We start from the raw sequence: 21,801 nt of genomic DNA, 5'->3' as shown, positions 1-21,801 counted from the left end.
GCAGGTCTAGGGGAAACCAATAATGAAAAACCCTTACGCTCTCGGCTTCTGGTGCGCCCTGGTAGCCCTGGTGCTGCTCTCGGCCACCTATTTCTACGGCATCATGCTGGCCCACCAGATCGACAAGGCAATGGTCTTCCTCGACAGCACCGTGGCGCTGATCGCGGTCATGGCGATCGTGGTCGTGGCGTCGGCCCTGGTGCAGAGCCAGCGCCTCAAGAAACGCCAGCTTGAGCAAAGCAAGACGCTGCTGCTGATCTGGGACACCAAAGTCGCGCTGCGCAAAGTCGAAACCGTGTTCGACCGCTACTTCTGGGGCAGTTACTGGCAACCGGGGCGCACCTTCGCCGAAGTCATGGGCGAACTCACCGGCACGCCGCTGGAAAAAAGCCTCGAAGCCCTGAAAAAACAATGTCTGGCCCTCGACCGGCAAGTCGCTGACGACGGCTGGCACTGGCTCAACAATGCCCGCGAACTGTCGGACGTCGCCACCGCCATGGCCCGCGAGCGTTATCAACTGGACTTCTGCGACCCGCGCAGCGACGGGCCGGGCGGGGCGGTGATCGACCGGGATTTCGAAGTGCTGGTGTACACCTGGACCGCGCGGCTGAAAAGCTTCGACCATCAGCTTGATGAGATCGAGGTGCAATATTCCTGACCCCTGAAAGATCGCCGAACCCGGCGATCTTTTTGTTTGTCCATGACTTGTCGACACTCTTTAACCTTTAATCGTTGGGCCGCGTCGCACTGCCAGTGCTAATCTCCACCGCTAAATTCAGCGGAGTCGCGCCACGGCCCGGTCACGGGTTCAGGGAAGACGACCACACTTTCAGCCACGGAAATCGATCAGGTCATACATGAATAAATCAGCAGGCGTGCTTCTCGGAATTGTTGTGGCCATTGGCGCCATCAGCGTAGGCGGGGCCTGGTACACCGGCACCAAAATCGAAGGCGTCCTGAACAACGCCGTCGCCAACGCCAACAGCGAGTTGCAGACCGCCATGGCCGGTTCCAACGGCAGTGCGTCGCTGGAACTGGTATCGCTTGAGCGCAACACCTTCAGCAGTACCGCGCACTACCGCCTCAAGGGCGAGGGTGAAATGTTCGGCGAGGCGCCGGTCGAGCTGCTGTTCGTCGACCACATCGAACACGGCCCGCTGCCGTTCTCGCGGCTGGTGTCGCTGAAATGGCTGCCGGTCATGGCCACCAGTCACTACGACCTGGAGAAGACCCCGACCACCGAAAAATGGTTTGCCGCCACCAAGGGCGCCGCGCCGCTCAAGGGTGTGGTCAACATCGGTTACGACCAGTCCACCACCGGCAACCTCGAACTGCTGCCGCTGGAAACCGCGCTGGATGACAAGTCGAGCCTGAAATTTTCCGGCCTGAACATGGACATCTCCGCCAGCGCCCAGGCGCAGAAGGTCAAGGCCAACGGCTACATGGACAGCCTGCACCTGACCACGGTCGCCGAAGATCAGGCGCCGGTGCAGATCGAACTCAATGGCCTGACCCTGGCCAGCAACCTCGCCAAGAGCACTTACGGCTACTACACCGGCGAGAACACCCTGGAGCTGACCAGCAGCAAGACCACCTTCGGTGCCAAACAGTCGGTGCTGGGCGTGAAGAACTTCGAGATGAAGAACCGCACCGAAGAGAACGGCAGCAACGCCTCCGGCCGTGCCGACTACAAGGTCGCTGAAGTGACCCTCAACGACAAGAAGATCGGTTCGGCCAACCTGGCGATGAGCCTGAAGAACCTCGACATTCCGTCGGCCATGTCGCTGATGCAGATCTACCAGACCAAACTGCAGCCCTACGAGAAAGCCGCTGCCGAAGCCACCGCCGCCGGCCTGCCGGCGCCGGAGCTGGACCTCACCGAGGCCGAGTCCGCCCAGGTCAAGGCTGACCTGCAGAAACTGCTGGCAGCCGGGCCGCAACTGGCGCTGGAAGACCTGTCGCTGAAAACCGCCAACGGCGAAAGCCGCGCGAGTCTGGTGCTCGACCTGGCCAAGCCACAGTCGATGGATTTGCCGCCGGATCAGTTGGGCAAACAGCTGATCGCGCTGCTTGACGTCAATGTGCTGGTGTCCAAGCCGATGCTGGTCGATCTGCTCAGCGTGCAGGCGCAAATCGACGGTCAGACCGATGCCAAAGCCATCGTTGACCAGGCCAGCGCTGGCGCCGACATGTTCGCCGGCATGGCCGTGGGTTCGCAGTTGGCAACCCTGGACGGCACCAACGTTGTCACCAAACTGCATTACGCCGCCAATCAGGTGGAATTCAACGGCCAGAAGATGACTGTCGAGCAGTTTGTCGGCTTCTTGATGAGCAAGTTCGGCAGTATCGAGCAGCCTCAGTAAACGACGCCCCGCGCTAAAACGAAACGCCCGGCCTCTGCACCCGCAGACGCCGGGCGTTTTGCTGTCTGGCGTCCGGGTTTGCGGCCTTTCGGGAAATTCATCGTCACGAATCTGAATAATTATTGTGTTCTGAATCTTGGTCTACGCTTGCGTGGGAGACTGCCTGGATAAGCTTGGCTGAGCGTTTTTTGCTTGGCCTCCGTCACGAAATGGGCAAGGGGGAGCACTGCTACCCGGCTGGCCATGTAAGGATGCTGACGAATGCCGCGTATTGATGTTCCCGTATTACATCGTGGTTTACGCCCTTTGTTTCGAGTCGCGCTGTGCAGCCAGTTGCTCTGGCCGGCGCTCGCGTTCGCCGATACGGCCTACGATCAAATGGTGCTCGACGCCCGGGCCGGGCATTACACGCCCGCGCTGACCGTTTTGCGGCAGGTGCCGCCGGCCCAGGCCACCACCGGCCAGGTCAGCGATCACCTGCAAATCGCCGGCTGGGCCGGGCTCGACGCTGAAGTGGTGCAAGTCTACGAGACCCAGGGCCTTGGCCGGGCATTGCCGGTTCAGGCGCTGACCGCCACCGCCCGGGCCTATCGCAACCTCAAGCGTTGGGATCAGGCGATCCAGGTCTACAACAAGGCCCTGATGCTGGAGCCGGACAACGCCGACCTGCAACTCGGCCTGGCGCTGACCCAGGCCGACTCCAGCAAACCTGATGAAGGGGTGATCCGCGCCCGCTCGCTGGTCGCCGCCAAACCCGATGATCCTTCCCGCCGACTGGCGCTGGGCTACGCCCTGAATCGCGCCGGAAAGCCCTACGACGCGCTGTTCGAATACGACCAGGCCTTTGTTCGCGCCGGCAACAAACCGGAGGTCGCCCGCGAATACGTGGTCGCCCTGCAAAAGGCCCGTCTACCGGAGCCGGCGCTGCGTCTGGCGAAGCAGCGTCCGGGGTTGATCGATCCCGTCACCTTGCGCCGTCTGGAAGGCGATCTGGCCGCCGAGCGCGTGCGCCTTGCCGAGCTGGCCACCCGCAGCGAAAAAGAACGCTACGTGATCGCCGACCGCGCCCTGGCCGACTACGACCAGTTGCTCGCCACCTGGACCCCGGACGCCAGCGCCCACGACGACGTGACCCGCTGGCGCATCGACCGCATGGGCGCGCTCAAGGCCCGGGCGCGCACCGCCGAAGTCATCAGCGAATACCAGAAGCTGCAAGCCGAAGGCGTGAAGATTCCGACCTACGCCCTGCGCTGGGTGGCGGCGTCCTATCTGGATCAGCGCCAGCCGGAAATCGCCACCGATCTTTACCGGCAGGTGCTGGCGGCGCCGGACGCCGATGTCGGCGACCGACTCGAAGACACCACGGCGCTGTATTACTCGCTGCTGGAAAGCGACCGCGCCGAAGAGGCACGCAAGGTCGCCGAAGATCAGGCCAGGACACAGAAACCGCGCATCGAACTCAAGGGCCTGCCGATCGGCAACCCCAACGACGAATGGATGGACGCCCAGCAACTGGCGGCGCAGGCCGGCACCTACGGCTCCGACCTGCCTCACGGCGAAGAGCGCTTGCAGACCCTGGTGGATCAGGCGCCGGGCAACATCGGCCTGCGCCTGGCCCAGGCCGATCTGTACCTGGCCCGCAACTGGCCGCGCCGTGCGGAAAACCAGCTCAAGGAAACCGAGAGCATCGCGCCGCGCGACATCGGTCTTGAAGTCGCGCAGGCCCGCACCGCCATGGACCTGCAGGAATGGCGGCAAATGGACGCGCTGACCGACGACGTGGTGGCGCGCTTCCCCGACAACCGTCAGGTCCAGCGTCTGGCCCGCGAGCGTGAAGTGCATGACATGTCCGAACTGCGCGTCGAAGCTTACGGCGGCAAGGCCAATGGTGGCAGCGGTGGCAATGCCGGCGCGGTCAGCGGCAGCCGCGACTTCGGTATTCAGACCACCCTTTACAGCCCGCCGATCGATGAAGACTGGCGGGTGTTCGCCGGGGCCGGATACGCCACAGGCGATTTCACCGAAGGGACCGGCCACCACCGCTTCCAGCGTGTCGGCCTGGAGCGTCGCACCCGCGACATGACCCTCGAAGCCGAAGTGTCGAATCATTCCTATGGGTTTGGTGACAAGCAGGGCGCGCGCCTGGCGATTGCCCGCGACATCGACGATCACTGGCAATACGGCGGCAGCCTCGAATATCTGTCGGCCGAGACCCCGCTGCGGGCATTGAACAGCGACATCAAGGCCAACGGCGGCAGCGGTTTCATTCGCTGGCGCGCCAACGAGAGTCGCGAATGGCGGCTGGCGGTCAGCCCGTCGCACTTCAGCGACGGCAACAACCGTGTCGAAGCCTTGCTGACCGGAAAAGAGGGCGTCTACCGCGCGCCGAACCTGCAAGTCGATGCGGGCCTGGAAGTGAGCACCAGCCACAACTCCAAGTCCGATGACGTGCCGTACTTCAACCCGAAGTCGGACTTCAGCGTCATGCCGCTGCTGAACGTCAATCACGTGCTGTACCACCGTTACGAAACCGTCTGGAGCCAGCAGTTCCAGGCCGGTGCGGGTACTTACAGCCAGCGTGATCACGGCACCGGCGGCATGGCATTGCTCGGTTACGGCCAGCGCTACGCCTGGAACGACGTGTTCGAGGTGGGCGGTTTGTTCAGTGTGATCAACCGGCCCTACGACGGTGACCGGGAAACCGATCTGCGTCTGCTCGTCGACCTCACTTTCCGCTTCTAGAAGAGTTTGAAGATGCCTTTGATTTCGCGTTTCATCCTTCTGCTGGGAGTGCTGCTGGTCAGCGCCTGCGCCCAGCAAGCCCCGGCGTTCGTGCCGCCGTCCGAGCGACCGGTGGCAGCCAGTGAAAAGCCCTGGCCGAAAAACCACGTGCTGGGCATTGCCTACCACGACGTCGAAGATCGTGACCCCGATCAGGCGGTGGTGGCGGTGCGCACCGAGCGCCTGCTCGAACAGCTCGCCTGGCTGCGGGAGAACAACTACAAACCGGTGACGGTCGATCAGATCATGGCCGCACGCAAGGGCGGACCGGAACTGCCGCCCAAGGCGATCCTGCTCAGCTTCGACGACGGTTACTCAAGCTTCTACACCCGCGTGTTGCCGGTGTTGCGCGCCTATAACTGGCATGCGCTGCTGGCGCCGGTCGGCACCTGGATCGATACGCCGCTGAACCAACCGGTGGACTTCGCCGGCACGCCGCGTGCGCGCTCGGACTTCCTGACCTGGGCTCAGGTGCGGGAAATCTCCCAATCGGGGCTGGTGGAAATCGCTGCCCACACCGACGCCAGCCACAAAGGCATCCTCGCCAACCCGCAGGGCAACATGCAGCCGGCGGCCGCGACCCGACGCTACGATCCGGTGAGCAAACGCTATGAATCCGAAGCGGACTTCCAGGCGCGCATGCGTACCGATGTGGCGGCCATCTCGGAAAAAATCCGCAAGGTCACCGGTAAGAAACCAAGGGTCTGGGTCTGGCCCTACGGTACAGCGGACGGCACTACGCTGACGGTGGTCAGTGAGCAGGGCTACGAAATGGCCCTGACCCTCGATGACGGTCTCGATGCTCTCGACAACCTGATGAGCGGTCCGCGCTTTCTGGTCGCCTCCGATCCTGACGGCGAGCATTTCGCCAACAGCATCGTCGCGGTGCAATCGGACTTCACCATGCGCGTGGTGCACGTGGATCTGGACAACGTCTACGACCCGGATCCGGCGCAGCAGGAAATCAACCTTGGCAAACTGATCCAGCGCATGGCGGACATGGGCGCCAACACCGTGTTCCTGCAAGCCTTCGCCGATCCGAAGGGCGACGGCCTGGTGCATTCGCTGTACTTCCCCAACCGTCATCTGCCGATGCGTGCCGACCTGTTCGATCGTGTCGCCTGGCAATTGCGCACCCGGGCTCATGTGAAGGTCTTTGCGTGGATGCCGGTGCTGAGTTTCGAACTGGATTCGAGGCTGCCACGGGTGACGCGCTGGGATCCGAAGACCGGCACGACGGCTGTCGACCCGGATCAATATAAACGCCTGTCGCCGTTCGATCCCGAGGTGCGGCGGATCATCGGCGAGATCTACGAAGACGTGGCACGCCTGACTTCGGTCGACGGCATTCTCTACCACGACGACGCGGTGCTCTCGGACTTCGAAGACGCCGGCCCTCAGGCGCTCAAGGCCTATGCCGCCAACGGCTTGCCGGGCTCGATCGCCGCCCTGCGTGACGATCCGGCGGCGATGCAGCGCTGGACGCGGTTCAAGAGCCGCTACCTGATCGACTTCACCAATGAGCTGACCGCCAGGGTGCGCGCGATTCGTGGCCCGCAAGTGCTCACCGCACGCAACATCTTCGCCGAGCCGATTCTCAACCCCGAGAGCGAAGCGTGGTTCGCGCAGAACCTCGACGACTTCCTTGTGAGTTACGACTGGACGGCGCCGATGGCCATGCCGCTCATGGAAAAACAGACCCATGCGCAATCCGGCCCGTGGCTCGAACAGCTGGTGGCGAAGATCAAACAGCGCCCCGGTGCGCTGGATCGCACGGTATTCGAACTGCAGGCCCGGGACTGGACGAAAAAGGAACAGGCCGACATCGACGGTGCACAACTGGCCGACTGGATGGGTCGCCTCAAGCGTCAGGGCGCCACAAGTTTCGGCTACTACCCGGACAACTTCCTCGAGAACCTGCCGGACCTGAAAACCGTGCGGCCTGCGCTCTCCAACAAATGGAACCCATGACATGCTGGATAGACTGCTGGCCCTGCTTGTTCTGGCGATCGTTCTCGGCGTTCCGCTGGGGCTGATCTTCCTGGTCACCGGGCAATTCCTGATGGACTTCGTGTTCTTCTACCCGCTGTTCATGTCCGGGTTGTGGATTTCCGGTGGCTTGTATTTCTGGCTGCACTGGGAGCGGCACTGGCCGTGGAAGGACGACACGCTGCCGCCACCGCTGGCAGGCGAACCGCTGATTTCGATCCTGATCCCTTGCTACAACGAGGGCGACAACGCCGCCGATACCATCCACGCGGCGCTGGCGCAGCATTACCCGAACATCGAAGTCATCGCGATCAACGACGGCTCCAAGGACAACACCGCACAAGTGCTGGATGCGTTGGCCAAGGAAGACCCTCGGCTGCGGGTGCTGCACCTGGCGGAAAACCAGGGCAAGGCTGTGGCTCTGCGCATGGGCGCCATTGCTGCGCGCAGTGAATATCTGGTGTGCATCGACGGTGACGCGCTGCTGGCGCCGAACACCGCGGCTTATCTCGTCGCGCCGATGCTCGACAACGCGCGGCTGGGCGCGGTGACCGGCAACCCACGAATCCGCACGCGTTCGACGCTGGTCGGGCGGGTTCAGGTCGGCGAGTTCTCGTCGATCATCGGGCTGATCAAGCGCACCCAGCGGGTGTTCGGGCGGATTTTCACCGTGTCGGGTGTGATCGTCGCGTTCCGCCGTACCGCGCTGAACCGGGTCGGCTACTGGAGCCCGGACATGATCACCGAAGACATCGACATCAGCTGGAAGCTGCAACTGGACCACTGGAGCATCTTCTACGAGCCCCGTGCCCTGTGCTGGATCCTGATGCCGGAAACCCTGCGCGGTCTGTGGAAACAGCGTCTGCGCTGGGCCCAGGGCGGCGCCGAAGTGCTGTTCAAGAACATTCGCGGGATCTGGCAGTACCGTCACCGTTACCTTTGGCCGCTGCTGTTCGAATACTGCCTGTCCACCGGTTGGGCGTTCACCTTCCTGTTGTCGGTGATCTTCTGGGCCGTCGGCAAGTTCGTGGTCATGCCCGAGGCGATTGCGGTGCATCACCTGATGCCTCCGGCGTTTACCGGTTTGCTGTTGGCGTTTGTCTGCCTGGTGCAGTTCGCGGTCAGCATCATCATTGACCGTCGCTACGAGCCGGGCCTGGGCAAGACGATGTTCTGGGTGGTGTGGTACCCGATCGCGTTCTGGTTCGTCAGCCTGCTGACCACGCTGGTCAGTTTCCCCAAGGTATTGTTCGGTCAACACCAGAAGCGTGCGCGCTGGGTCAGTCCCGACCGGGGTATCAAACCGATCGGGGACGATGAAGAGGAGGTTATCAAATGAAAATCATCCGGACCCGCCAACGGCCGTTTCTGGTGGTGGTCGATGCGTTCTTCACGGTGCTGGCCTGGGTCGGCCTGCTGTATCTGCTGGTGCGCGGCCTGTGGCCGTTGATCGAGACCCACGAAGGCGGGCCGCGCATCGACCATTCGGCGTTCGAAGCCCTCGGCACTTTGCAGATTTACCTGTGGGTGGCGTTGGTCAACGCGGTGATCCTGATCGGCTGGGCGCGTTATCAACAACGCAAGAGCCGAAGCTTCGCCCAGCGTCGCCTGCCGCCCCCGGTGGTCGACGATGAGGCGCTGAGCCGCAGCTTCAAACTGTGCGACGACCGCTTTCAGAAACTGCGCGGGCCGGGCGTCATGACCATCCACAACGATCAGGACGGCGACGTCAGCCATGTCGTGCCGCATTTGTGGCCGGTCCAACCTGAAGAATTGCCGCCGCCGCTGGCGCCACTGGAGCACCCTCGGGTGATCTTTCTGCACGCCGAGGACGATGACAACCGCGAGCCGTTGAACCGGATCACCTGACGGCGCGAATCAGCCGCCAGGCCTCCTCCATCGACAGCGGTTGCTTCATGCGTTCGGCCAGCAGCGCCATCGACCGTTCCTCTTCGCAGGCCACCGCTGCCACCACGACACCCTTGCACCCGAACAGTCCGATAAACGGCGGCTGTTCGGGTTCGCCGATAAATTCGACCGCATCCCACGCCTCGGCGTGACCGAGATAGTCGTAGTTGCGGCCGAAATGCCAGGTCCAGAAATACGGCACGTCGAGGTAATGTTCATCGCCACCGAGCAGATTGGCGGCGGCGATCCTCGCGTGCTGCTGGGCCAGGCGCCAGTGCTCGATGCGTTGTGGCTGGCCGTTCAGCGGGAAGGTGGCGATATCGCCAATGGCCCACAGACCTTCGGTGACGCGCAGGCTGCCATCGACTAACAGCGATTGATCGTCCTCGCGCGGCAGGTCGCCGAATGCTTCGGTGGCCGGATGTACGCCGATTCCCGCTAACACCAGATCCGCCGACAGGCGCAGGCCATTGTCGAGCAACACTGCCTCGACCTTGCCGTCTCCGGTGATTTCCCTGGCTTCGTGATCGGTGATGAATTTCACGCCGTTTTCTTCATGCAGCGCACGGATCGCCTTGCCGACGGCTTCACCGAACTGCGCCGCGAAGGGAATCGCGTGCCGCGCGAGTACCGTCACCTCGAGCCCGTGCTGGCGCAGGGCCGAGGCGCATTCGAGTGCAATGAAGCTGTCACCGATGATGACGGCACGCTGGCCGGGTTGGGCGGCGTCCATGATGGATTGCGCCTGGGCTTTGGAGCGCAGGACAAACACCTGGGGCAGGTCGGCGCCGGGCAGTTTCAGCGCGTTGGGCGTTGCGCCGGTGGCCAGCACCGCCGCGCTGTAATTCATTGTGCGGCCATCGCTCAGGTGAAGGGTCCGGGTATCGGCATCGAGCCCGCTGACCTCGCCCGAAACCCGATTGATGTGTTGCTCGCGGTAAAAGTCGTCATCGCGCAGGGGCGGGGTTTCCGGCGCCGGCATTTCCCCGGACAGCACGAATTTGCTCAACACCGTTCGGTCGTAGCCGGCGTCCGGCTCGCAGTCGATCAGCACGATCCGCCCGCCGAAGCCTTTCTCGCGCAGCGCGGCGGCGCAGGCCGTTCCGCCGGCACCGGCGCCGACAATGACAAAGGTGCGTGGATCGTCCTGCGGCGGAGTGTGCGGATCCGCCAACGGCTGGTCATCGACCCACACCTCGTCGCCGCGCAGTTCCAGCGGATAGCGCTTGAGGCTGTCCAGCGCCGGAGGTTCGCACAAGGCGCCGTCTTCGGCGCGAAAGGCTGCCTTGTGCCACGGGCAGATCAGTCGGCCGTGACACAACGCACCTTCCGCCAGCGGCGCGCCGGCATGCGGGCATTCCCCCTGAAAGGCGCGCAACTGGCCGGCGGCGCGCAGCAGGACGATCTTGCAGTCGCCGATCTGCACCTCCAGCCCACGGTCTTCAGGCACATCGGCGAATCGGGCGACACGGTGCAGGGTCATGGTCTTGCTCCTCACAGGCATTTCTCTTACGAGTTTGGGCCGCATTGCGAGGTTCAGCCATTTCCTACTGCCACGGCACGAACGGTACGGCTATAGTTTGCAGGCCGACGAAGGCCCAACTGCACAAGGTGCTCCCGGAATGACCCGATTGACCTCTCTCAACCCTTGGCTGGCGGCCGTTGCCGTCGCCCTTTGCGTGCAGTTTCCGGCGCAGGCCCAGGAGCGTTTCACCCTCAGCATTCCCGGTGTGTCGGATAACCGTCTGTTCACCTCGGCGGCGGCCAGCGATGCGGCCGGCTGCGGCGGCAAGAACCAGTCACCGGCCCTGAGCTGGAACGCAGGCCCCAGCGGAACCCTGAGCTACGCGATCGTCATGCACGATCCGGACGGCCAGAAAGGCGCAGGCGTCGATCACTGGATTCACTACGGGATCAAGGCCACGACCCGGCAGATTCCGGCCGGCGTCGGCGCAAAATCAGCCCTTGAAGGCTTCGGTGGCACCAACAGCAAAGGCACCACCAGCTACATCGGCCCATGCCCACCGGTTGGCGACAGCGCGCACCACTACATCATTCAGATCTACGCCCTCGATCTGGCCCCGGACGCCTTGCCCGCCGGTCTGACCCGTGCCCAGCTGATGGAAAAAATCAAAGGCCACGTGCTGCGCAACAGCAGTGTGGTGCGGCGTTATCACCGCTGAAAATTTTTCGGCGAGGTTTAACCCGTACTGAAAGGGCTGCCCGTCTCAGGGGATGAATGGATCAATTCTTCCCCGAGGTCAGCCCCCATGTCCCTTCCTTCCACGCTTCTGCGCCCTCTTGCTGCCAGTGTGTTGCTGGTGGTTGCCGGTTGCGGCGTTTCCTCCAGCCCGGAAACCACCGTTGTGCCCCCTCCTGCGCAGACCGAACTGAAATCTTCCGCGCAGCCCGAAGCGATCATGGCCGACAGCGCGATGGCCAAGCGCAGTGCCCTGGCGGCGCCGATCGCCCGTTTTGCACCGATGCCGGCCGGTGAAAGTTATCCACAGGGCTATCGCGATGAACAGCGCGAGCAGTACGCCAATCTGGCCGACAACCCGATCCACAGCGTCGCCGAAACCCCGGTCTCGACCTTCAGTGCCGACGTCGACACCGGCGCCTACGCCAATGTGCGGCGGTTGCTCAATCAGGGTCGACTGCCGCCGGAGGGCGCGGTGCGGCTGGAAGAGATGGTCAATTACTTTCCCTACGACTATGCGCTGCCGAGCGATGGCTCGCCCTTTGGCGTGACCACCGAACTGGCTGCTTCACCGTGGAATCCGCACACCCGCTTGCTGCGCATCGGCATCAAGGCGTCCGACCGCGCCGTGGCGGAACTGGCGCCAGCGAACCTGGTGTTTCTGGTGGATGTGTCCGGCTCGATGGACCGCCGCGAAGGCTTGCCGCTGGTCAAAAGCACCCTGAAATTGCTGGTCGATCAATTGCGCGAGCAGGATCGGGTGTCGCTGGTGGTGTATGCCGGCGAATCCAGAGTGGTGCTGGAGCCGACTTCCGGACGGGAAAAGGCGAAAATTCGCACAGCCATCGAGCAATTGACTGCCGGCGGCTCGACCGCCGGCGCTTCCGGCATTGAGCTGGCTTATCAGATGGCGCAGCAGGCGTTCATCCCCAAAGGCATCAACCGCATCCTGTTGGCCACCGACGGTGACTTCAACGTCGGCATCAGCGACTTCGACAGCCTGAAACAAATGGCTGTGGATAAACGCAAGACCGGAATTTCCCTGACCACCCTGGGTTTCGGTGTGGATAACTACAATGAGCACCTGATGGAACAACTGGCCGATGCCGGTGACGGCAACTACGCCTACATCGACAACCTGCGTGAAGCGCGCAAGGTGCTGGTGGATCAACTCGGTTCGACCCTCGCCGTGGTGGCGAAAAACGTCAAGTTGCAGGTCGAGTTCAACCCGGCGCAGGTCAGCGAATACCGGCTGCTCGGCTACGAAAACCGCGCGCTGAAGCGTGAGGATTTCAGCAACGACAAGGTCGATGCCGGCGAAGTCGGTGCAGGCCATACGGTGACGGCGTTGTATGAAATTGTCCCGACAGGCGAGAAGGGCTGGCTGGAACCGCTGCGCTACGGAAAAACCGATGCAGTGGTTTCCGAGAAGAAAGGAGAATTGGCAATGCTGCGTGTGCGATATCAAAAGCCTGAGGGTGGGAAAAGTCTGCTGATCGAGCGGCCGATTGCCAGTCAGGTTGCGCCGGCCAGTGAGGACCTGCGTTTCGCTGCCGCCGTCGCCGCGTTTTCCCAGCAACTCAAGGACGGCCGCTACACCGGCGATTTCAGCCTCAAGGACACCGAAGCCCTGGCCCGAGGTGCCCGTGGCGATGACCGCTTCGGTCTGCGCAACGAGTTCGTGCAACTGGTGGAACTGGCGCAGAGCCTGCGTACGTCCACCGCCTCCATCGGAATGTCCACTGAGCGACGGATTGAATAGTGAGCCGCCTCAAAGGCTTCATCACACAGCTGTTTGCTTCTGCAGACAGCCTTGAGACCAGCAGCGACGAATCGCTGCTGGCCCGTTATCGCGAGGGTGACGGCGGGGCGTTCGAGATCCTGTACGCCCGCCATCGCCAGAGTCTTTACCGGTTTCTGCTCGGTTTGAGCGGCAAACCGGAACTGGCCGACGAGGTGTTCCAGGAGACCTGGCTGAGCTTGATCCGCAGTGCCAGTCAGCCACAAGGCCGGGCGATCTTTCGTACGTGGTTGTTCCAGATTGCCCGCAATCGCCTGATCGATCACTGGCGCAAACACGGCGCCCGGCAACCGTTGCATGACAGCTACGACGAGCAAACCCACGCCGTCAGCGACGACGCCTCCGATCCCGAACAACTGCTCAACCTCAGCCGCGACAGCCAGCGCCTGGAGAGTGCCCTGCAATCCTTGCCCGCCGACCAGCGCGAAGTGTTCCTGCTGCGCGCCCACGGCGACCTCGATCTGGCGCAAATCGCCAGCCTCACCGATACACCGCTGGAAACCGTCAAGAGCCGCTTGCGCTACGCCCAGCAAAAACTGCGTCGGCTGCTGGCCGAGGAGGTACTGACATGACGGACGCCCGCCCGACCCCCGAAGAGCAAGTGCTCAAGCACGTGCGCGAACAGCACAACGCCGAGCCGCCGGCGCATCTCGATGCGCTGATCCTCAACGCCGCCCGCCGTGAAACCCCGATGCCACGGCAGAGCCTGTGGCAACGCTGGCTCAAGGCCTGCCAGACACCGCGCTATCAGGTGGCTTTTGCCAGTCTGGTCGGCATCGCGCTGATGCTGTCGCTGGTGCAACGCACGCCGGAGCCCGTGGCTCAATACGATTTCGCCCCCGCCGCGAAACCGGCTGCGCCAGTGGCCCGCCAGGAGGCCCGATCATTGTCGGCGCCCGCCGGCGCGCATTCTGCGCCAGCTCCCGCGCCAATGGCGGAAATGGCTGCACCGATGCAGAGCGAATCGATCAGCGCCGACACGGCGGACGAAGCCAAGGTCGGCAAGCGCGCCGCTGCCCCGGTCAACGGTCTCGACGAGCAGCTGCGTGAAGTCCTGCGCCTGCGCGAGTCCGGCCAGTCGCAAGCGGCCGACACCCTGTTCAACCACCTGCACAAGCGCTACCCGAACGTGAATCTCGACCTGCGACTGGAAAAAATCCGCAAGAACTGACCGTATCAGTGATCCGCCATTTGGCATTGACCCGCAAAAACGCGCACTATCGGGTCATTGCCGATGCGCTGGAGGATGCCGTGGCCCAAAAAATCGACCGCATCGCCCAAATGCTCAACTGCCCGGTGAAGGGTGAGGAACTGCGGCGGGCAGTGACGGAGAGTCGCAAGGAGTTTCTTCTGGCCAAACAGGCCGAAGAGGATCTGCAAGAAGACGTTCTCGATGATGAGTTGATCGAGGACGAAGAAGACGATGATGAATATGACGAGTTTGACTGGACGACGGAGTGAGTCGCCGGTCGGCAGGCACAAAAAAGCCCCGGACCATCACAGTCCGGGGCTTTCTCGTTTAAATCAATGGCGCACCAGGCGGGATTCGAACCCACGACCCCTGCCTTCGGAGGGCAGTACTCTATCCAGCTGAGCTACTGGTGCAGCGGGCGACATCATACCTAGGTCGGCTCGGGGCGTCCATGCCGGTTTTTGCCGGGTCATTGTCAGTGTTTGTGTCGGTGCAGGGCGCATTCCAAAAGGCTGTAACGTCCTGCAAAACGCTCTCGTGGCAGTTTGGCGCAGCTGTTCTATTGTTTTCCTGCGGCGGGTTCCTCGATCGCCTTATTCAGGGAGAAAAGCATGAGCGTCGTCAATCCTCAAATCACCGACTCTGTCACCCAATCGACCGTGCAGGTCGTCGGTTCTGCACCGGCCACGGCCATTGCTACGCTGACTCAGGTCAGCAGTCATGCGGTCAGTCTGGCGTTGCAGAACGCGGTCAGTCATCAGCAGGCGCTGAACATTATCGGCAACGCCACCGTGGCGGCGGCCGTGCAGCAGATTCTGGCGGTGGGAGGGCGATCCTGATGGCCAGGGAAAAGGCGCAGACCGACGATGCGCAACAGCCGGCCGTTGATCCGGCCACCGCTGCGGCTTCATTGCTCGAATCACTCAACGAGCATCTGCTTCAGCAATCGGCTGAGGGCGTGGGTGCCGACGCCTTGAACCGACAGATCGTCGAAGCGGTGAACCTGCTCAACACTCAGTTGGCGGCCAATGCGCCCGCACTGGCGTCGCTGGGTTCGGAGCTGCTGATTCGTCAGGCCAGCGGATTGGTGGCGCAGTCGGCGGCGAGCTACTTCGATGGTGTCACCAAGCTCGCTCTGGCTTCTCAAGGTGTGCTGCTGCGCAAGATGACCGAGAGCATCATCAAGGATGACCTCGACGCCGCCACCGAAAGTGCGCTCGGCGCGTTGAATACCCATCTGCTGGTAGGCGGAGCTGCGGCGGTGGCCGCGGCGAGCGGGGTGCTGGACGCCGACGGAGTGGACCAGGCACTTGAGCGAATCAATCAGAGCATTGCCCAGTTCAGCGCCAGCCAGCCTGAGCGGTCGTCCGGCGCCTGAGCAATATTTGCAACACCCACTGTCCCTTGAAAGGAGTCGGAACATGGCAACCGTGAATGATCAGATTACCGATGCAGTCACCCAGACCAGCGTCAAGGTTGTGGCCGAAGCGCCGGCCATGGCGATGGGCAGCCTTTACCAGAGCCTGGCGCACTCGACCGGCATCCTGTTCGAGAACGCCGTCAGTGCCCAACAGCAACAGAACACTTTGGCGCAAGCGGCGACCAATCAGGGCGTGATGCAGATTTACAGCGTTGATACCACAGCCGGCGCCGCGGCCACGGAGAAAGTCGCGCAGACGGGGGTGGCCGACAACCTGACCAGTCTGTTGACGGTGCTCAAATCGTTTCAGGATAAGTAGTCGCTATCCTCTGTTCCCTGCCGTTCGACGGTGGCAGGGAACAGAGGCACTTGTACGTTGATCTGAAATGTTCAGCAATTGCGGCGTTTTTGTTCTTTTTTTCGAACGCCCTATTGTCCTTCAACCCCTTTGAACCTAGGATTCGTTTGAGATTTCAAACGCTCCTTATCCAGGTGCTGAGTCGCACGTCTTTTGAGTCGTGCGCTGTTCACGTGCCAGCCCGGTAAATGATTTCCCTGACGGCAGCCTTGCGAGGCGCCTTTCTACAATCATAATTTTGCTCCGCGCCTTGCGCGGTGCTGTTAAGGAAAGCCGACATGCAGCTTAAAGACACCCAGTTGTTCCGCCAGCAAGCCTTCATCGATGGCGCATGGGTCGACGCGGACAACGGTCAGACGATCAAGGTCAACAACCCGGCCACCGGCGAAATTCTGGGCACCGTGCCGAAAATGGGCGCTGCCGAAACCCGCCGTGCCATCGAAGCCGCCGACAAGGCGCTGCCGGCCTGGCGTGCACTGACCGCCAAGGAGCGCGCAGGCAAACTGCGTCGCTGGTTCGAACTGATGATCGAGAACCAGGACGACCTCGCTCGCCTGATGACCCTCGAACAAGGCAAACCACTGGCCGAAGCCAAGGGCGAAATCGTTTACGCCGCTTCGTTCATCGAGTGGTTCGCCGAAGAAGCCAAGCGTATCTACGGTGACGTGATTCCGGGCCACCAGCCGGACAAGCGCCTGATCGTGATCAAGCAGCCGATCGGCGTGACCGCCGCCATCACCCCGTGGAACTTCCCGGCGGCGATGATCACCCGTAAAGCCGGTCCTGCGCTGGCCGCCGGTTGCACCATGGTGCTCAAGCCTGCTTCGCAAACGCCGTTCTCCGCCTTCGCCCTGGCTGAACTGGCCCAGCGCGCCGGCATCCCTAAAGGTGTGTTCAGCGTGGTGTCCGGCAGTGCCGGCGACATCGGCAGCGAGCTGACCAGCAACCCGATCGTGCGCAAACTGTCCTTCACCGGCTCGACCGAAATCGGCCGTCAGCTGATGTCGGAATGCGCCAAGGACATCAAGAAAGTCTCCCTGGAACTGGGCGGCAACGCGCCATTCATCGTGTTCGACGACGCGGACCTGGATAAGGCCGTCGAAGGCGCGATCATTTCCAAGTACCGCAACAACGGCCAGACCTGTGTTTGCGCCAACCGTCTGTACATTCAGGATTCGGTCTACGACGCATTCGCCGAGAAGCTGAAAGTGGCAGTCGCCAAGCTGAAGATCGGCAACGGTCTGGAAGAAGGCACTACCACTGGCCCGCTGATTGACGAGAAAGCCGTGGCCAAGGTGCAAGAGCACATCGCTGACGCCGTGGGCAAAGGCGCAACTGTGCTGGCCGGTGGCAAACCGATGGAAGGCAACTTCTTCGAGCCGACCATCCTGACCAACGTGCCGAAAGACGCAGCTGTCGCCAAGGAAGAAACCTTCGGTCCGCTGGCGCCGCTGTTCCGCTTCAAAGACGAAGCCGACGTGATTGCGATGTCGAACGATACCGAGTTCGGTCTGGCCTCGTACTTCTACGCTCGCGACCTGGGCCGTGTGTTCCGTGTGGCTGAAGCCCTGGAGTACGGCATGGTCGGCGTCAACACCGGGCTGATCTCCAACGAAGTCGCGCCGTTCGGCGGCATCAAGGCCTCGGGCCTGGGCCGTGAAGGCTCCAAGTACGGCATCGAAGATTACCTGGAAATCAAATACCTCTGCCTGGGCATCTAAGCCTCGGTAGAAGATCGCTGTAAACGCAAAGGGCACGAGAGCGCTGTCCCTTTGCGTCGCTTCAAACCGGAATTTTCTCTGCGGCCGGGAACGCCGTGGCAGTCGATCATCGCATGCTGCCACCGCCGATTCCTCCCGCTTAATCCTTGAACCACGCCGCCCGATGAGCGGCGAATGAGGACTGTAATGAGCAAGACTAACGCTGACTTGATGGCCCGCCGTACCGCTGCTGTTCCACGTGGTGTTGGCCAGATTCACCCGATCTTCGCCGAGTCCGCGAAGAACGCGACCGTGACCGACGTTGAGGGTCGTGAATTCATCGACTTCGCCGGTGGTATCGCCGTACTGAACACCGGCCACGTGCACCCGAAAATCATCGCCGCCGTGACCGAGCAGCTGAACAAGCTGACCCACACCTGCTTCCAGGTGTTGGCCTACGAGCCGTACGTCGAGCTGTGCGAGAAAATCAACGCTCGCGTACCAGGCGACTTCGCCAAGAAAACCCTGCTGGTGACCACCGGTTCCGAAGCCGTTGAAAACGCCGTGAAGATCGCCCGTGCCGCCACTGGCCGCGCTGGCGTGATCGCCTTCACCGGCGCTTACCACGGTCGCACCATGATGACCCTGGGCCTGACCGGTAAAGTCGTGCCTTACTCGGCCGGCATGGGCCTGATGCCAGGCGGCATCTTCCGCGCGCTGTACCCGAACGAACTGCACGGCGTGAGCATCGACGACTCGATCGCTTCCATCGAGCGCATCTTCAAGAACGACGCCGAGCCGAAAGACATCGCCGCGATCATCATCGAGCCTGTGCAGGGTGAAGGTGGTTTCTACGTCGCACCGAAAGAATTCATGAAGCGTCTGCGTGCCCTGTGCGACCAGCACGGCATCCTGCTGATCGCTGACGAAGTGCAGACCGGCGCTGGCCGTACCGGCACTTTCTTCGCCATGGAACAGATGGGCGTTGCTGCCGACCTGACCACTTTCGCCAAATCCATCGCTGGCGGCTTCCCGCTGGCCGGTGTGTGCGGCAAGGCCGAATACATGGACGCCATCGCTCCAGGCGGCCTGGGCGGCACCTACGCCGGTAGCCCGATTGCTTGCGCCGCGGCCCTGGCCGTGATGGAAGTGTTCGAAGAAGAAAAACTGCTGGACCGCTGCAAGGCTGTCGGCGAGCGTCTGGTCACCGGCCTGAAGGCCATCCAGGCCAAGTACCCGGTGATCGGCGAAGTCCGTGCCCTGGGTGCCATGATCGCAGTCGAGCTGTTCGAAAACGGCGACAGCCACAAGCCAAACCCGACCGCTGTCGCGGCTGTCGTGGCCAAGGCGCGTGAAAAGGGCCTGATCCTGCTGTCCTGCGGCACCTACGGCAACGTTCTGCGCGTCCTGGTACCGCTGACTTCGCCGGACGAGCAACTGGACAAAGGCCTGGCGATCATCGAAGAGTGCTTCTCGGAGCTGTAATCCGTAGCACCGTGTGATCGGATCGACAAAAAACCCGCTTCGGCGGGTTTTTTCATGCCCGGAGAAACACTTGCGCGGTTTTCAGGTTGTACCGAAACGCCAGCATTGGCTAAGGTTCAAGCATTGCAAGGGAGGGCGAGCATGACTGCCGTCGATTTACCCGCTGTACCCCGGGTGCTGATTGCCGAGGCCGATCCCTGGTCGCGTGATCTGCTCAAACAAGTGCTGCTGAATGTGCGCTGCGATGCGCGGCTGGACCTGTGCGCCGATGGCCAGGAGGCGATGTCGCTGCTCAGCGAAGTCCCGTATGACCTGGCGATCGTCGACTGGGAATTGCCCGGCGTCGATGGCTTGAGCGTGTTGCGCAGTGTCCGCCAGCGCAAACGCAATCCGCCGCTGCCGTTCATTTTGATGAGCAGCCGCAACGACAGCGCCAGCGTGCGCGAAGCCCTGCCGATGGCGCCGACCGCCTACCTGGCCAAACCGCTGAACATGGAAAGCCTGACCGAGCGTTTGCAGGGACTGCTGCTGAACGCCGGCGAGGAAGTGTTCTGTGAAGTACCTGCACTGGCGCCGGGCATGACCCTCTCGGTATTCCTCGAACGTCGCCGCGAACAGGCCGATGGCGCACCGCTGATGACCGACGTGCAGGTGGCAGTCAAACGCAGCCTCAATCCCAATGGCCTGGACCTGAAGCTGCTTGAAGAGGAAATCCGCACCGATCCGCAGATCACTGCCGTGTTGATTGCCGCCGCCAACAGCGCCGCCCAGCACCATGGCGCGCCGGTGCAGACCTTGGCGCAGGCGCTGCATCGCCTGGGCACCGGGCAGAGCATGAACCTGATCCTTGGCCTTGCACTCAAGCGCAGCGCCCGACTGAGCGATCCGTGCCTGGCCGATTACGCCGAGCGCTATTGGGGCCTGTCGCTGCACACCGCCGAGTACGCCCGCACGCTGGCGCGGCTGCTCGATCTGGATCAGGAACGCTGCTATTGCGCCGGGATGCTCCATCGCCTCGGCGACCTGGCACTGCTGCGTTGTCTGCAGGAATGGAAGCAGGCCGGCGGCGAGCTGGATGAACTGGAGGAAGTCGGCGATGCGCTGGCGGAATTCGGCGCAGCGTATGGCTCGGCGTTACGCACCCGCTGGCGCTTGCCGCTGGAGTTGCGCGAGCTGATTGCCGCGGTTTACCAGCTCGGTGGCGGGGTGTACTCCCGCGAGGCGCTGGTGATGAACATGGCGGCGCAGATGGCGCGGCTGACCGAGCATGAAGGCGTTGAGGAGCTGGCGAAGAGCCGCACGGCGCGCTTGCTCAAGATCGGCTTGCCGGAGCTGCTGCGGATGCGTAAATAACCGCGCGCACTACGAATCCCTGTGGGAGCGAGCTTGCTCGCGAAAGCGGTATGCCAGTCAGCGCTATGTTGACTGACAAGACGCCTTCGCGAGCAAGCTCGCTCCCACAGTAGTCTTGTGTTGGGCTGAGGTCTTGAATCAGGCGGAAATGATCCGGTTCTTGCCCTGCCGTTTGGCTTCGTACATCGCTGCGTCCGCGCGGGCGAACAGGGTGTCGAGGTTTTCGTCATCCGGGGTGAGGCTGGTCAGGCCCTGGCTGACGGTGATGCCGAACGTCTGATCACCGTGGTTGAAACTCAGCCGCTGAATTTCCCGTTGCAGCCGTTCGGCCACCTGCATCGCCATGTCTGGCGCACAGCCCGGGAACACCGCAGCAAATTCTTCACCGCCAATCCGCCCGAACAGGTCGCCCCGGCGTAACGATGCTCGCCCGCATTCGGCGATCCGTTGCAATACGTTGTCGCCTTCCGGGTGGCCGTAGGTGTCGTTGATCACCTTGAAGTCATCAATGTCCAGCAGCAGAAACGCCAGTGGTGCGCCTTGCAGGCGGGCGTCTTCGAACTCGCGGTGGGCGCATTCGAAGAAGTGCCGGCGATTGCTGCTCTGGGTCAGCACGTCGGTGGTGGCCAGGCGTTGCAGCTCGGTTTCCATCTGCTTCTTGTCAGTGATGTCTTCGGCGATGCCGACGATGATCACCGGTTGCCCTGGTTCGTCCTGACGGTTGATGAAGCACTTGTCGCTGATCCAGCGCACTTGGCCGTCGGCGGCGATGATCCGGTATTCGCGGTCTTCCACGGCGCCTTTGTGCAGCACTTCGGCGAGGCTGCGTTCGGCGTATTCCAGATCGTCCGGGTAGATGCTGTCGCGCCACTGGTTGTAGTCGGCCAACAGCAGGGCGGCGGAGCGGCCGAATATCCGTTCATAGGCGGGGCTGACATACAGCACCTGACGGGTTTCCCAGTTGAAGGCCCAAAGCACGGCGTTGACGCTGACCAGCAGCGAGCTGAACAGTTGCTCGCGTTCGCTCAGCCGGGCGACTTCGCCCTGAGCGTGCATCAATGCCATCAGGGTCTGCGCGGCCTCTGGCCATTGGGGAGGGGATGAGTCTTTCTGATTGTTGTTGACCATCGACACGAATCTCAAAGGGCGTGCCGGGAAGTCGACAACGGCCACGGGAAAGCCCGCCGGGGGTGGCGAAGTGTCTTTGAGATAGGGGATCGGGGGTGAAGTTCCGAAGGGTGCGCCCGGGAA

The 21,801-nt window shown here is 62.4% G+C and carries 19 protein-coding genes and 1 tRNA gene; 17 read left to right on the top strand and 3 right to left on the bottom strand.

The window, feature by feature from the left end; all coding sequences use genetic code 11:
- The first annotated feature begins 22 nt into the window (after window positions 1–22).
- The 6 genes from AC1MDC_RS08840 (at window position 23) to pgaD (ending at window position 9,002) form a co-directional block, all read left to right on the top strand.
- Window positions 23–658 carry a hypothetical protein gene (locus AC1MDC_RS08840; RefSeq protein WP_007957651.1) on the top strand — a complete coding sequence of 212 codons (636 nt, stop codon included), beginning with the start codon at window positions 23–25 and terminating at the stop codon, window positions 656–658.
- Between the two features lie 199 nt (window positions 659–857).
- Window positions 858–2,363 carry a YdgA family protein gene (locus AC1MDC_RS08835; RefSeq protein ID WP_480392853.1) on the top strand — a complete coding sequence of 502 codons (1,506 nt, stop codon included), beginning with the start codon at window positions 858–860 and terminating at the stop codon, window positions 2,361–2,363.
- A gap of 261 nt (window positions 2,364–2,624) precedes the next feature.
- Entirely contained in the window at window positions 2,625–5,105 is a 2,481-nt protein-coding gene (gene pgaA, locus AC1MDC_RS08830; protein WP_480392852.1) for a poly-beta-1,6 N-acetyl-D-glucosamine export porin PgaA, read from the top strand.
- A gap of 12 nt (window positions 5,106–5,117) precedes the next feature.
- The gene (pgaB, locus tag AC1MDC_RS08825; RefSeq protein WP_480392851.1) at window positions 5,118–7,115 is read left to right on the top strand and encodes a poly-beta-1,6-N-acetyl-D-glucosamine N-deacetylase PgaB; all 1,998 of its coding nucleotides are present in this window, start codon (window positions 5,118–5,120) and stop codon (window positions 7,113–7,115) included.
- 1 nt (window position 7,116) lies between these two features.
- Window positions 7,117–8,472, top strand: a complete 1,356-nt coding sequence (gene pgaC / locus AC1MDC_RS08820) for a poly-beta-1,6-N-acetyl-D-glucosamine synthase (RefSeq protein ID WP_085697952.1) — start codon at window positions 7,117–7,119, stop codon at window positions 8,470–8,472.
- The gene (gene pgaD, locus AC1MDC_RS08815; protein ID WP_227234073.1) at window positions 8,469–9,002 is read left to right on the top strand and encodes a poly-beta-1,6-N-acetyl-D-glucosamine biosynthesis protein PgaD; all 534 of its coding nucleotides are present in this window, start codon (window positions 8,469–8,471) and stop codon (window positions 9,000–9,002) included. The genes pgaC and pgaD overlap by 4 nt, the downstream gene beginning before the upstream one ends.
- Here the strand turns inward: pgaD and AC1MDC_RS08810 are convergent.
- On the bottom strand, window positions 8,995–10,524 hold the full coding sequence (locus AC1MDC_RS08810; RefSeq protein WP_480392850.1) for an FAD-dependent oxidoreductase: 1,530 nt from the start codon (window positions 10,522–10,524) through the stop codon (window positions 8,995–8,997). The genes pgaD and AC1MDC_RS08810 overlap by 8 nt on opposite strands.
- 139 nt (window positions 10,525–10,663) lie before the next feature.
- On the opposite strand from AC1MDC_RS08810, the gene AC1MDC_RS08805 reads away from it, so the two are divergent.
- The 5 genes from AC1MDC_RS08805 (at window position 10,664) to AC1MDC_RS08785 (ending at window position 14,503) form a co-directional block, all read left to right on the top strand.
- Window positions 10,664–11,224: a YbhB/YbcL family Raf kinase inhibitor-like protein gene (locus AC1MDC_RS08805; protein ID WP_085697955.1), complete on the top strand. Its 561-nt coding sequence runs from the start codon at window positions 10,664–10,666 to the stop codon at window positions 11,222–11,224.
- Window positions 11,225–11,311: 87 nt separating this feature from the next.
- Window positions 11,312–13,003 carry a vWA domain-containing protein gene (locus tag AC1MDC_RS08800; protein WP_480392849.1) on the top strand — a complete coding sequence of 564 codons (1,692 nt, stop codon included), beginning with the start codon at window positions 11,312–11,314 and terminating at the stop codon, window positions 13,001–13,003.
- Between the two features lie 29 nt (window positions 13,004–13,032).
- Window positions 13,033–13,614 (top strand): RNA polymerase sigma factor, encoded by a 582-nt coding sequence (locus AC1MDC_RS08795; RefSeq protein WP_480392871.1) that lies wholly within the window; start codon window positions 13,033–13,035, stop codon window positions 13,612–13,614.
- A complete protein-coding gene (locus tag AC1MDC_RS08790) occupies window positions 13,611–14,213 on the top strand; it encodes a hypothetical protein (protein ID WP_480392848.1) in 603 nt (200 codons plus the stop codon). The genes AC1MDC_RS08795 and AC1MDC_RS08790 overlap by 4 nt, the downstream gene beginning before the upstream one ends.
- Window positions 14,214–14,221: 8 nt before the next feature.
- Window positions 14,222–14,503, top strand: a complete 282-nt coding sequence (locus tag AC1MDC_RS08785) for a hypothetical protein (protein ID WP_419150026.1) — start codon at window positions 14,222–14,224, stop codon at window positions 14,501–14,503.
- 67 nt (window positions 14,504–14,570) lie between these two features.
- Here AC1MDC_RS08785 and AC1MDC_RS08780 read toward each other — a convergent pair.
- Window positions 14,571–14,647, bottom strand: a tRNA-Arg gene (locus tag AC1MDC_RS08780).
- Between the two features lie 198 nt (window positions 14,648–14,845).
- Between AC1MDC_RS08780 and AC1MDC_RS08775 the strand changes: the two genes are divergently transcribed.
- From AC1MDC_RS08775 to AC1MDC_RS08750, 6 genes are all read left to right on the top strand, one after another.
- Window positions 14,846–15,073, top strand: coding sequence for a RebB family R body protein (locus tag AC1MDC_RS08775; RefSeq protein WP_085684289.1), 228 nt, complete (start codon window positions 14,846–14,848; stop codon window positions 15,071–15,073).
- Entirely contained in the window at window positions 15,073–15,612 is a 540-nt protein-coding gene (locus AC1MDC_RS08770) for a hypothetical protein (protein WP_085702786.1), read from the top strand. Before AC1MDC_RS08775 ends, AC1MDC_RS08770 begins: the two co-directional genes overlap by 1 nt.
- 43 nt (window positions 15,613–15,655) lie before the next feature.
- Entirely contained in the window at window positions 15,656–15,973 is a 318-nt protein-coding gene (locus AC1MDC_RS08765; protein WP_085684285.1) for a RebB family R body protein, read from the top strand.
- A gap of 317 nt (window positions 15,974–16,290) precedes the next feature.
- Window positions 16,291–17,733 carry an NADP-dependent succinate-semialdehyde dehydrogenase gene (gene gabD / locus AC1MDC_RS08760; RefSeq protein ID WP_085697961.1) on the top strand — a complete coding sequence of 481 codons (1,443 nt, stop codon included), beginning with the start codon at window positions 16,291–16,293 and terminating at the stop codon, window positions 17,731–17,733.
- A 186-nt stretch (window positions 17,734–17,919) separates the two neighbouring features.
- On the top strand, window positions 17,920–19,197 hold the full coding sequence (gene gabT / locus AC1MDC_RS08755) for a 4-aminobutyrate--2-oxoglutarate transaminase (protein WP_085697962.1): 1,278 nt from the start codon (window positions 17,920–17,922) through the stop codon (window positions 19,195–19,197).
- Between the two features lie 141 nt (window positions 19,198–19,338).
- Window positions 19,339–20,550, top strand: coding sequence for a response regulator (locus AC1MDC_RS08750; protein WP_085697963.1), 1,212 nt, complete (start codon window positions 19,339–19,341; stop codon window positions 20,548–20,550).
- A gap of 138 nt (window positions 20,551–20,688) precedes the next feature.
- On the opposite strand, the gene AC1MDC_RS08745 is transcribed toward AC1MDC_RS08750, so the two are convergent.
- Window positions 20,689–21,678 carry a GGDEF domain-containing protein gene (locus AC1MDC_RS08745; protein WP_480392870.1) on the bottom strand — a complete coding sequence of 330 codons (990 nt, stop codon included), beginning with the start codon at window positions 21,676–21,678 and terminating at the stop codon, window positions 20,689–20,691.
- Window positions 21,679–21,801 lie beyond the last annotated feature (123 nt).

This window comes from Pseudomonas sp. 1 (assembly GCF_056626735.1).
Note: the sequence above shows the minus strand (reverse complement) of the source record. Positions and strands in the feature narration are given on the sequence as shown.